8 protein-coding genes are annotated in these 11,242 nt (G+C 64.4%); 1 reads left to right on the forward strand and 7 read right to left on the reverse strand.

The window, feature by feature from the left end; translation table 11 throughout:
- Nucleotide 1: 1 nt before the first annotated feature.
- The 6 genes from ABIB99_RS21725 to ABIB99_RS21750 form a co-directional block, all read right to left on the reverse strand.
- Nucleotides 2–2,215, reverse strand: coding sequence for an ABC transporter permease (locus tag ABIB99_RS21725; RefSeq protein WP_354177514.1), 2,214 nt, complete (start codon nt 2,213–2,215; stop codon nt 2–4).
- Nucleotides 2,208–2,990 carry an ABC transporter ATP-binding protein gene (locus ABIB99_RS21730; RefSeq protein WP_028147232.1) on the reverse strand — a complete coding sequence of 261 codons (783 nt, stop codon included), beginning with the start codon at nt 2,988–2,990 and terminating at the stop codon, nt 2,208–2,210. Before ABIB99_RS21730 ends, ABIB99_RS21725 begins: the two co-directional genes overlap by 8 nt.
- A complete protein-coding gene (locus ABIB99_RS21735) occupies nt 2,983–4,092 on the reverse strand; it encodes a branched-chain amino acid ABC transporter permease (protein WP_354177515.1) in 1,110 nt (369 codons plus the stop codon). Before ABIB99_RS21735 ends, ABIB99_RS21730 begins: the two co-directional genes overlap by 8 nt.
- A gap of 1 nt (nt 4,093) precedes the next feature.
- Nucleotides 4,094–5,104 carry a branched-chain amino acid ABC transporter permease gene (locus ABIB99_RS21740; protein WP_247308893.1) on the reverse strand — a complete coding sequence of 337 codons (1,011 nt, stop codon included), beginning with the start codon at nt 5,102–5,104 and terminating at the stop codon, nt 4,094–4,096.
- A gap of 239 nt (nt 5,105–5,343) precedes the next feature.
- On the reverse strand, nt 5,344–6,171 hold the full coding sequence (locus tag ABIB99_RS21745; protein ID WP_014496419.1) for a helix-turn-helix domain-containing protein: 828 nt from the start codon (nt 6,169–6,171) through the stop codon (nt 5,344–5,346).
- Between the two features lie 136 nt (nt 6,172–6,307).
- The gene (locus tag ABIB99_RS21750; RefSeq protein WP_063984339.1) at nt 6,308–7,558 is read right to left on the reverse strand and encodes an ABC transporter substrate-binding protein; all 1,251 of its coding nucleotides are present in this window, start codon (nt 7,556–7,558) and stop codon (nt 6,308–6,310) included.
- Nucleotides 7,559–8,005: 447 nt separating this feature from the next.
- Between ABIB99_RS21750 and ABIB99_RS21755 the strand changes: the two genes are divergently transcribed.
- Complete coding sequence (locus tag ABIB99_RS21755) at nt 8,006–10,276, forward strand: MHYT domain-containing protein (protein WP_354177565.1); 2,271 nt, start codon at nt 8,006–8,008, stop codon at nt 10,274–10,276.
- A 205-nt stretch (nt 10,277–10,481) separates the two neighbouring features.
- Here ABIB99_RS21755 and ABIB99_RS21760 read toward each other — a convergent pair whose 3' ends face one another.
- Complete coding sequence (locus tag ABIB99_RS21760; RefSeq protein WP_063984337.1) at nt 10,482–11,033, reverse strand: hypothetical protein; 552 nt, start codon at nt 11,031–11,033, stop codon at nt 10,482–10,484.
- Nucleotides 11,034–11,242: the final 209 nt, after the last annotated feature.

Raw genomic sequence — 11,242 nt, forward strand, 5'->3', positions numbered from 1 at the left:
GTCACCTCGCTAGTCTCCGGCGCGCCCCGGTGCGGCCGAACAAGGTCCGGAACGCGCTGACAATGGTGGAGGCGAACTCGGGATCGTTGATGTTCTTGGGGACGCGGATGAGCTGACGGTTGGCGGTCTGCCGCACGTCCCGCTCCAGCGCGCGGAACAGCGCCGCATCGGCATCGGGATCCCAGAATGGTTGTCCTCGTGTATCGAGCGCGGAGACGCCGCCCTCGGGCAGGAAGAAGCGCACCGGGCCGTCCATCTGGTTGAGCCGATCGGCGATCCAGCGGCCCATGCGTTCGTTTTCGTCCGCCGTGGTCCGCATCAGGGTGACCTGGGGGTTGTGGACGTGGAATTTGCGGCCGCGGTAGCGCTCGGGAATGGTGTCCGGGGCGCCGAAATTCACCATGTCGAGCGCGCCCACCGAGCCGACGTAAGGCAGGCGGCTGCGGATGATCGCACCAAAGCGGTCGTCGGTTGCCGGGAATACACCACCCATCAGGAGATCGCAGATTTCCGTGGTGGTGAGATCGATGACGCCGGCGATCTGCCCGGAATCGACGAGCTTCTCCATTGAGCGGCCGCCGACGCCGGTGGCGTGGAAGACGAGGCACTCGAAATCCTCGCGCAGGTCGGCCGCGATCTTCTGCACCGCCGGCGTGGTGACGCCGAACATGGTGATGCCGACCGACGGCAATCCGCCGTCGCCGCGATCCTTCCGCGCGTGCTGATCGAGCCGCGCCCTGACCATGCCGGCCAGTGCATGGGCGCCGTTGGCGAGCACGGCACGCGAGATCGAGTTGAGGCCCTGCACGTCGGTGACCGAATGCATCATGGTAATGTCGGCGGGGCCGACATAGGGCCCGACGTCGCCGGAAGCGACGGAGGAGATGATCAGCTTGGGCACCCCGACCGGAAGAGTCCGCATCCCGGGCGCGACCAGTGACGCTGCGCCCGAGCCGCCCGCCGAAATCACCCCGGCAACATTGCTCTGGCGTCGCAGCCAGCTGGCGAAGGCCTCGGCCATCGCAGTGACGGCGGCGCCGCGGTCGGGTCCGAACACCGCCGATCCGCCGCGCCCATGGTTCAAGGCAATCTCCTGGGCGGACACGTCGCTGGTTGCTTGCCTGCCGCTGGTGGAGACATCGACCAGTCGCGTGCGCAGGCCGCTCCCGGCGATGATGTCGCGGATGAAGCGAAGCTCCGTGCCCTTGGTGTCGAGCGTGCCGACGACGAGCACGACCGGGGGGCCCTGCGTTTGCGCCGCGACCGGCTCGCGCCGGCGCCGGGCGGTCTCGTCGAGACGCGCCACCTGCGTCGAGAGCGTGCGGGCGGCGGCCTCGATGCGGGCGATCGGGACCGGCTGTGACCATCGGGTGGGCGGCGTCGGATTGGAGATGTAGATGCGGATCGGGCCGCCTGGACGGGATGGCTGCGGTGCGGCCTTCGCCCCGGTGCCTGCAGCCGGCATGTCGACGGCGGGCTCGAGCTCGGCGTGGAGTCCGACGCCGAGCAGGCGCTGCTGCAACTCCCGGTCCGCGGCAAGGCGCGCGGAATCGATGATGCGGTTGATGCGGCCGTTGACCATGATCGCGACGTTGCGCGACACGGCAGTGGCCACACCGATGTTCTGCTCGATCACGAGCACGGACATGTCGCCGTCCTCGCCAAGCCGTACCAGCATCTCCTCGACCTGGGCGACTATGACGGGCGCAAGCCCCTCGGTCGGCTCGTCCATGATCAGGAGTTGCGGATTGGTGAGCAGCGCGCGGGAGATCGCCAGCATCTGCTGCTCGCCGCCGGAGAGCTGGCCGCCGCCATGATCCTTGCGCTCGGCCAATCGCGGAAAGGTCTCGTAGATGCGCTCGACCGTCCACGCCCCGCGCCGCAGGCCCGCGGCAAGCTGCAGATGCTCGTCGACGCTGAGCGAGCGCCACAGCCGCCGCCCCTGCGGCACGTAGCCGACGCCAAGCCGGGCTATGTGGGCGGGCGGCCGCCGGGTGATGTCGTCGCCGCGGACGCGGATCGAGCCGCCGCTGACCGGCACCAGCCCCATGATCGCCTTGCACAGCGTGGTCTTGCCCATGCCGTTGCGACCGACCACCGAGAATACGCCGGCTTCAAGCGTCAGGTCCACGCCCTGCAGCGCATGCGAATGCCCGTAGTAGACGTCGAGGCCGCGGACCTCGAGCGCGGCGGCGGAGCGGCGAGCCTCATTCATGGCCGCCTCCGAGGTAAAGCTCCTGCACCTCGGGATCGGACTCGATCTCCTGCGGCAGGCCTTCCTTGAAGATGCGCCCGTTGTGCATCATCGTGACGCTCTCGACGACGCGTAGCGCCACGTCCATGTCGTGCTCGATGATGATGTAGCCGATATGCGCCGGCAGCGAGGTTAGGATCTCGACCAGCTCGGCACGCTCGGTCGGAGACAGGCCCGCGGCCGGCTCGTCGAACAACACGAAGCGCGGCGCGCCGGCGAGCGCCAGTGCGATCTCGAGCTGACGCTGCTGGCCATGCGCAAGCTCCGCGACGCGCTGGTCCTTCACGCCTGTGAGATGGACGGCCTGCACGAGATTATCGGCCGCGCTCATCAGCGCGTCGTTCTGTCCGGGGCGCAGGAACGAGAAGCGTCCGCGCGAGACGCCGCGGCAGGCGAGGTAGACGTTGTCCTGGACGGTGAGACCGGGAAAGAGCGCGGAGATCTGGTAGGTCCGGCGCAGGCCGCGGCGGATGCGCTCGTAGGGCGGGAAGTGGGTGACGTCCTCGCCGAAGAACCGGATGGTGCCGGAGGAGGGCGGGAAATCGCCGGTGATGCAGTTGAACAGGGTGGTTTTTCCGGCACCATTCGAGCCGAGCACGGCGCGCCGCTCGCCGGGGCGCACGGTAATGGTGACGTCGGTGAGCGCGGCCAGCGCGCCGAACAGGCGCGTCACGCCGCGAAGCTCCAGCGCCGCGCCGGCGCCGACGGCTGAGAGGCGTTGCGCGACGCTATCCATGACCGGATCCTTGACCAGATCCTCGGCCGTGACGTTCGCTTGAACGGGCCGCGCCGGATCGCTGGCGCTGTCGCCAGCTCTGCCAGAGCCCGATCACGCCGTCCGAGGACCAGAAGACGATGGCGAGGAAACCGAGGCCGATCAGCAGCCGGAAGCGGTTGCCGTCGAGCCCGAGCTTGACCAGGAAGTCGAGCGCGAAGGTGCGTAGCAGCGCGAAGATCAGCGCGCCGATGAAGGGGCCGATGGGACGCGTGATGCCGCCGACGACGGCGATGATGAGGATATCGATGCAGGCGCCGACGCTCACGGATCCCGGCGAGATCTGCCGGTAGTTCCAGACCTGGAGAACGCCGGCCAGCGCCGCGACAAAGGACGCGAAGGCGTAGGCGGCGACGCGGTGCGCATTGACGTTAAAGCCGAGCGCCGCCATGCGGCGGGGATTGTCGCGCACACCTTGCAGCGCCAGGCCGAATGGTGCGCGGGATATATATTCGACGGCGAAGTAGCACAGCGCGGCAACCGCGAGCACGATATAGTAGAAGGGAATGTCGGCGCGCCAGTTGACGCCCCAGAAATGCGGCGTGGCGACGGTGTTGATGCCGGTATGGCCGTTGAAGATCGCCCAGTTCTGATTGGTGAAGTAATAGAACGCCGCGCCGATCGCGAGCGTGATCATGATGGTGTAGATGCCCTCGGTGCGCACCGCCAGCGCGCCGCCAAGCGTGCCGAACAGGGTCGCGAGCGCGAGCGCCATCGGGACTGCGAGCCACCACGGCCAACCCAGGCTGATATTGGCATTGCCGCTGACGCCGAACACCGCGACCATATAGGCGGAGAAGCCTGCGATGGTGAGCTGCATCAGGCTGACCATGCCGCCGTAGCCGGCGAGGAACATCAGGCTCAGCGCCATGATGCCGAGGATCAGCGTGGTCGCAAAGATCTCGATCAGGAAGAAGCCGTTGGCGATCAGCGGCATGATCAGGAGAATGGCCGCGACGATCCAGGCTGCAGGATTGTTGATCTCCGGCCATCCGCGCAAGGTGGGGCGCTGCGCGGCTGCGGCGGGACGAACGGTGACGCGGGCGTCGTGGGCGAGCGACATCTCAGCGCCTCGCCAACAGGCCTTGCGGCCGGACTGCTAGGACCAGCACCATGATCAGGAAGGTCACGACGATGGCGTAGGTCGGGATGTAGACCGAACCGAGCTGTTCGGCGAGGCCGATGATCAGCGCGCCGAGCGCGGCACCGGGGATCGAGCCCATGCCGCCGACGATGACGACGACGAGCGAGGCAAGCAGGAAGCGGATGTCCTCGCCGGGCGAGAGAGACTGGAAGGTGCCGCCGACGACGCCGGCGATGCCGGCGAGCCCGGCGCCGAGCGCAAAGACCAGCACGAAGACGAGCTGGATCCGCACTCCGGTCGCGGCCAGGATGTCGCGATCGTCGACGCCGGCGCGGATGATCATGCCGATGCGTGTGCGGTTGAGCCCGAGCCACATCGCCAGGCCGATCACGACGGACGCGGCGAAGATCACCAGCCGGACCAGCGGATAGCGGAGATAGACCGGTTCGCCCGAGGATTTCACCGCAGTGACCAGCGGCAGCTCGATCGGGCCGATCAGCCAGTTCGGTGTCTGGATCTGATAGAAGTCGCCGCCGCAAGCCCACAGCATGAGATCGGCGAAAACGATCGAGAGGCCGATCGTCACCATGGTCTGCCGCAAGTCCTGGCCCTCCATGCGGCGGAAGACGATGAGCTGAAGCAGGACGCCGACCAGCGCCGTCAGGATGAAGGCGACGATGAAGCTGAGGAGCCAGGAGCCGGTCGAGGCGCTGATGGCGTAGCCGACATAGCCGCCGAACAAATACAGCGAGCCGTGCGCGAGGTTGACGTTGCGCATCAGGCCGAAGATCAGGGTGAAACCGCTGGCGACAAGGAAGTAGAGGCCGCCGAGCGTGATGCCGTTGAACACGGCGTTCAGGAAGACCCGCTTGCGGCCGATCGCCTCTTCAAGTCCGGGCGGCCACACCGCCAAGGTCAGCCACAGTGCGAGCGCGATCGCGACGATCACGATCAGGGCCCAGGCCGGATGACGTTCGACGAAGCGCGTCATGTCAACTGCCTCATCCCCGCCTCGCGCCCCCGCAAACGGGAAGAGGGCGCGATCAGGCCGCTTCGACCTCGCCCTGCCTCATGTTTTGAACGCTGGTCGAACAGCCTTGCGTAGGCTGCGTACCTCGCCATGGACGTGCGTCCTCCCGGACTTGCGATCCTCTTTTCGGGATCGCGTTCCGACCATCTTAGCGAGGGCACAAGGGGAGCGTTTGATCGTCAGTATCTTTTCGCGCGCGGTCAGGCCCGCAAAACCTTGGCGGCGCGGCGGTAATCGGTCGGCGCCATCCCGACATTGGCGGTGAAGAAGCGTGTGAAGCCGCTTTGCGAGGAGAAGCCGAGGTCGAAGCCGATGTCGGCGATCGGTGCTTCGCCGGCGACAAGGGCTTCCAGCGCCTGTTCCATGATCAGGGTGTTGAGGTAGAGATGCGGCGTGACGCCGGTCTGGGTGCGGAATAACCGGTAGAAATGCGGTCGCGACAGGCCGGATTCGCGCGCGATCGTGTCGAGCTCCATTTCGGCGCCCGGACTTTCCGACATCAGCTTGATGCATTTGCGCACGCGGAAGTCGGTGACGGCGCCAGCCGTGCGTGCGTCACGGGCGATCTCGGCCTGCTGCCAACTTTCGTCGTAGCAGATGTCGATCAGCCGCCGCAGCTCGGCATCGAGGCTGGAGAGTGACGGTGCGCCGCACACAAGTGCTGCGGTTCGTCTGATGTGCTTGTCGAGTGCGACCGTGCGCTTGAACTGGGTGCGGCCGAAACGCAGGCGGTCGGCACCGGGCGCGTCGGGCGCGAACCATTCCGGATTGACGTAGAGCACGAAGAAGATCGCGCCACCGTCGAGATCGGACGGCAGGAAATTGTGAGGCTCCCAGGGATTGACCGCAACGATGGAGCTTTCCGTAAGGTCGTAGTGCCCGTTACAGACGTCGATGCATGCGGACAGGCCGCCAACATGGAAGATCAGATGACCTTCGCGATGTGCGTGCACGTTGAAGGGGCGGTTCAACTGATAGACCGTCGCCCGACCGAACCGGCCGTGAAAGACGGCAAGCGCCCGGCTCATGCCTTCCCTCCTGAATGTTCTTGTCTTTTCAGTCAGCGTTCAACAACCGGGGCGAGATTGCAAGAGCGCAAGATATCGCGCCTGCAAATCGCTCCCGGTTGCCGGAGAGCATGCGAAACGAGCGACGGTGAATGCGTCAGTACTTCTTACATTCCGGGACCGTACGGCTCGGCAGTCCGATCTTGGCGAACACCGCCGGATCGTAACCGAGCGTCTGGTTCACGTTCGGGATCACCTTCACGACTTTACTGAACAGCGCACCCTTGCCGTCATCGACGACCTCGGTGACGAAGTTGGTGCCGATCGCCTGGCGGTTGGCGTCAAGCTTGATCTTGCCGTTCGGTGCGTCGATCTCGATCTTGGCCAGCGCCTCCTTGTACTTGGCCTGGTTGTTGGAAAGATCGCCATTGACCTCACGGAGCGCGAGGATCAGCGCCATAGTCGAGCCGTAGTAGTTGGTCGCAAGAAGCGACGGGCTCGGGAAGCGCTTGTTGGGTGGAAACGCGTCCTGATACGCCTTCACGAACTTCTGCCAACCCGGATCCTCCCAGGTGTCGGCCTGGCCGCTCGCCGCGATGGTGCCGACCAGCGCGTTCTTTGCGTTGCCTTTCGAGGACAGGATGGTCTGGTCGATCATGATGGAGCCGCCCATCAGATGCGCTTTGCCGCCGGCCTGCTGGTATTGGTTCAGGAAGTTGACGGCATCCGCACCGCCGAGGCCGAGATAGATCGCATCGACATCGTCGGGCAGCGCCGCGATGACGGAGGCAAAATCCTTGGTGCCGAGCGGCACCCATTGCCGGTTGGTGACCTGGCCGCCGGCGCCGCAGAATTCGAGCACGAGGCCGAATACCTGGGTGTAGATGAAAGAATAGTCCTCGCCGACGGTCGCGATCTTGCGATATTTCTTGGTTTCATAGGCGTATTGGCCGAGGCCCACCTGCCACTGCGCGCCGTCCATGTTGTAGCGGAAGAAGTTCGGAGCGGGATCGACATAGGTGGTTTCTTGCGCGCCGGATGCCGCATTGATGAAGGTCAACTCGGGATGGGTCTTGGCGAAGTTCTTGACCGCAATGCCCTCGTCGCCGGAGAGCGGCGACAACAGGATCTGCACCTTATCCTGCTCGATCAGCTTGCGCACGGCGCGCACCGCGGAATCCGGCGTCGCGTCGGTCGAAGCAACGATGAATTCAAGCTCTTTGTCGCCGACCTTCTTGCCAAGCACATTGAGCGCCGTCTGGTGGCCGCGCATGCCGTCCTCGCCGAGCACCGTGTAGGTGCCTTCCAGCGTTGCGGTGACGCCGACCTTGATCTTTTCCTGGGCGATTGCCGCGCCTGAAAGGAAAAGGCTGCTTAGCGCGATCAGTCCCACACTGCATTTCAACATTTCATTCCTCCCTCTATGGCCAAATTTTTCGCTGAATTGGCGCGGCGCCGTGGCTCCCGAAAGGCGCCCGGCTGTTGAACGAAGGCTAACCGAAGTCGGATGCAGTGCACGTATGGGCGCGTCGTGCGGCTTGACGGGCAGTCTCATTTTGAATGTTGCGGCGCAATTGGCTTCGCGGTGCAATAGGCGGCCGGCTTGCCCAATTTGAAGGGCGGTGCGTGAGGGGCACGATCCTCCGCTTGGTCCGTGCATGGAGCCTGACCCAGCACAGGCCTGGTCCGGTTCAAATCCCCAAGGGAGGTGGGGCGGAAACAGCCCCCTGGCGGCTGGATCCAGCTTGAATTTGCCGACAGGGTGCCACGATCGCGGCCGGCCGGGCCCCGATCCCGCCGCCGCTATTCGACCTAGGGTGAATTTGCCCCGGATTTCCATTACCATCTGGTGGAAATGAATCACCATACGGCCTCTCACGATCCCGTTCTTGTGGCGCTGTCGATCCTGATCGCCGCGCTCGCCTCCTACACAGCGCTCGACCTCGCGACCCGGATGCGTGCCGCGTCTGGGCGGGCTCGTCCGGCTTGGCTTGCAGCCGCGGCCACCGCTATGGGCGGCGGCATTTGGTCCATGCATTTCGTCGGCATGCTGGCCTTCAGGCTGCCCGGGGTCGAGATCTCCTACGATCCATTCCTCACCTTTCTATCGCTTGTCGTCCCCATTGTTGTCGCGGCCGCGGCCTTTGCCGTGGTCGGAAGACGCCCGCAGGCGCTCCTGGTGTCCGGCCTGGCGATGGGGCTTGGCATATCCGGCATGCACTATACGGGCATGAGCGCGATGAGAATGGCGGCATCCGTCGCGTACGATCCTCGGTGGGTCGTGCTCTCGGTCGTGATCGCGATGTGCGCTTCGGTCGTGGCGCTCTGGCTTGCCTTTCGCAAGACGAACGCGACGCAGCGACTTTTCGCAGGACTTGTCATGGGTCTCGCGATCTCCGGCATGCATTACGCAGCTATGGAAGGTGCCTCGTTCGAGCCTGCGAACACCATGGCGGGACACGCTGGACATTTCGTGGGTCGGGCGCCGCTGGCATTTCTGCTCGCCGGCGCCACCATCTTGATCCTGAGCATTGGGATTGCCGCTGCCGTCTATGATCGGGCCTCGGCGGAGCGCGCCGAACGCGAGGCCAGCGCGCTGAGGCGAAGTGAAGAACGCTTTCGGCTCCTGGTGGAGGGCATCGCCGATCACGCCATGTTCATGATCGAGCCGAATGGGTCCGTCGGAAACTGGAATCTCGGGGCGCGCCGGCTGATGGGTTACGGCGACGACATCGTAGGGACCAGCTACGCGATCCTTCATACCGACGAAGACCGCGCTTCCGGGGCGCCAGCACGTGCTCTCCTGGAGGCGGAGCGGTACGGCAAGTCAGCAGTGGAAGCCTGGCGCGTGCGCCGGGATGGCAGCCGCTTCTGGGCAGAGGCAACCCTGGTCGCGGTACGGAACGAAAGCGGCTTGATCACCGGGTTTGCCAAGATCGTGCGCGACATCAGCGAGAGGAGACGGGCACAGGAAGCGCTGGATCGGGCACGCGAAGCGCTGACGCTGTCGCAGAAAATGGAGACCATCGGTCAACTCACCGGCGGCGTGGCCCACGATTTTAACAACCTGCTCGCCGCCGTTCTCGGCAGCCTCGAGCTCCTGAAAAAACGCCTGCAAACAGACGATCCGAAGATACAGCGTCTCGTGGACAACGCGATGCAAGGCGCGCAGCGGGGCGCACTGCTAACCCAGCGCTTGCTCGCCTTCGCTCGCAAACAGGATCTCAAGCCGGCTGTCGTCGATATCGCCGCACTGGTGCGGGGCATGGCGTCACTGCTGAAATTCGAGGCAGGCGTCCGTATCGACACACTCTTTCCGCTGGACCTGCCAAACGTAAAGATTGACGCCAACCAGCTCGAACTGGCCATCCTCAATCTCGCCGTAAACGCGCGTGATGCGATGCCGGCCGGTGGCCTGATAACCATCTCCGCCAGAGACGAGCAACACGAAGCTGGCGCTCCCCGCTACGTGGCGCTCTCGGTGAGCGACACGGGCTGCGGCATGGACGAGGAAACGCTGAAGCACGCTCAGGAGCCGTTCTTTACGACGAAGGGTATCGGCAAAGGCACCGGGCTCGGACTATCGATGGTTCACGGCCTCGCCGAGCAGTCCGGCGGCAGGCTCGTCCTGAAGAGCCGCCTTGGAGTGGGCACGACGGCCGAGATCTGGCTGCCGGTGGCTGAGGAGGAGGCCGCGGTGCCAGCGCCGCGAGCGGAGTCCCCGGCACCCATGCTTCGGGCCGACCACCGGCTTTCCGTGCTTCTGGTCGACGACGACCCTCTCGTGCTGGAGAATACGGCGGCAATGCTGGAGGATCTCGGGCATGCAGTGGTCGAGGCACGCTCGGGCGAAGAGGCATTGGATCTCCTCCGCCGCACGCAGACCATCGAACTCGTCGTCACCGACTATGCGATGCCGGTCATGACCGGCCTGCAGCTTGCTGAAGCCGTGGTCGTGGAGCGTCCCGGTACGGTCATCCTCCTGAGCACCGGATATGCGGAGCTTCCCATCGACGCGCGTTCCAATCTGCGCCGCCTGTCGAAGCCGTTCGATCAGGCTGCCCTTGAGAAGGCTATCGAGGGAGCGATGCGAGAGCAGGAGAGCGCGAGATCTGTCGTCGCCTGACGGTGTCGGGCTGACGGCCGCCGATCGGTGCCGCCAGCACATTTGCCTCCAGCTCCCCGACCAACCAATATGATTGCGTTGAGCCATTAGATCGTGTTTCGACCGGAGAGAATAACGGCGCCTCAGCGACGAGAGATTGCCGCTGTCCCGGTGAAAGCATGCCGGTGCTTGGCAACCGTGTTGCCGATTCGATAAAGGGCTAAATTCAAGTCAGCGTCGCGCGCGGATTCACAACCGTGTACCCCCTCAAAGAACGCGCGTGTATTCTCGTTGCGCGTCCACCTGAGTTGCCGTCGTACGCCATCCAAACGTCGCCCCCGATGTGCTGCTCGAGGACGAAAACGTGCCCGCGTCTTGCCGCGACCATTCCTGGTGCTGGCGACGTACGCGGAAATCTCAGCCAGTTTGCCGCGAGATTCAATTCCGGAACGATGCGACCAAACAGGCGCAGGGCTGCGGCACAACCGCAGAATGAGGAGGGGCAGCCCGCGGGGCGGCCGCCAACGATCCGAGTGCTGACGGGACTATCAGACGCCGCAATATTTGTATTGGCGACGACGGAGAGTTGTTTGGTTCGGTGTATCTGCAATGAGTCTCGCACCTCTCTTCGCTGGTTCGGGATTTGCGCGTAGTTCGAGAAGTCGCATGGCATGGTGACGTTGCATTCAGAGGCGTGCTGCATGCGATAGGGTCGTGCATCGGAATTGAGCGAGGTGATCACAACGAGGCAGCACGCAGAAATAACTTGCTTGAACATCGCAGGCTCCGGGATTGATGGATCCTGCCCCGAGCAACGAGCAACTAACAAAGATTGGCTGAAATGGGTCAAAAGAGCGGCCCAATGCTGGATCAGGGGCCGGCTATACTTCTGGAGTAACTCAAAACGCGTCGTTGAAGAGCGCCTTCTGCCGCAAGTGGGGCCGTGAACGCTGCGCCCGCTTCACGTGTCGATCATGGCCACGTAGT

This window comes from Bradyrhizobium sp. LA6.1, assembly GCF_040547805.1.
GTDB lineage: Bacteria > Pseudomonadota > Alphaproteobacteria > Rhizobiales > Xanthobacteraceae > Bradyrhizobium > Bradyrhizobium barranii.

Excerpts from the sequence above, each read along its gene's own strand:
- ABIB99_RS21725 (WP_354177514.1), bottom strand. The coding sequence starts at position 2,215 with ATGAATGAGGCTCGCCGCTCCGCCGCCGCGCTCGAGGTCCGCGGCCTC.
- ABIB99_RS21730 (WP_028147232.1), bottom strand. The coding sequence starts at position 2,990 with ATGGATAGCGTCGCGCAACGCCTCTCAGCCGTCGGCGCCGGCGCGGCG.
- ABIB99_RS21735 (WP_354177515.1), bottom strand. The coding sequence starts at position 4,092 with ATGTCGCTCGCCCACGACGCCCGCGTCACCGTTCGTCCCGCCGCAGCC.
- ABIB99_RS21740 (WP_247308893.1), bottom strand. The coding sequence starts at position 5,104 with ATGACGCGCTTCGTCGAACGTCATCCGGCCTGGGCCCTGATCGTGATC.
- ABIB99_RS21745 (WP_014496419.1), bottom strand. The coding sequence starts at position 6,171 with ATGAGCCGGGCGCTTGCCGTCTTTCACGGCCGGTTCGGTCGGGCGACG.
- ABIB99_RS21750 (WP_063984339.1), bottom strand. The coding sequence starts at position 7,558 with ATGTTGAAATGCAGTGTGGGACTGATCGCGCTAAGCAGCCTTTTCCTT.
- ABIB99_RS21755 (WP_354177565.1), top strand. The coding sequence starts at position 8,006 with ATGAATCACCATACGGCCTCTCACGATCCCGTTCTTGTGGCGCTGTCG.
- ABIB99_RS21760 (WP_063984337.1), bottom strand. The coding sequence starts at position 11,033 with ATGTTCAAGCAAGTTATTTCTGCGTGCTGCCTCGTTGTGATCACCTCG.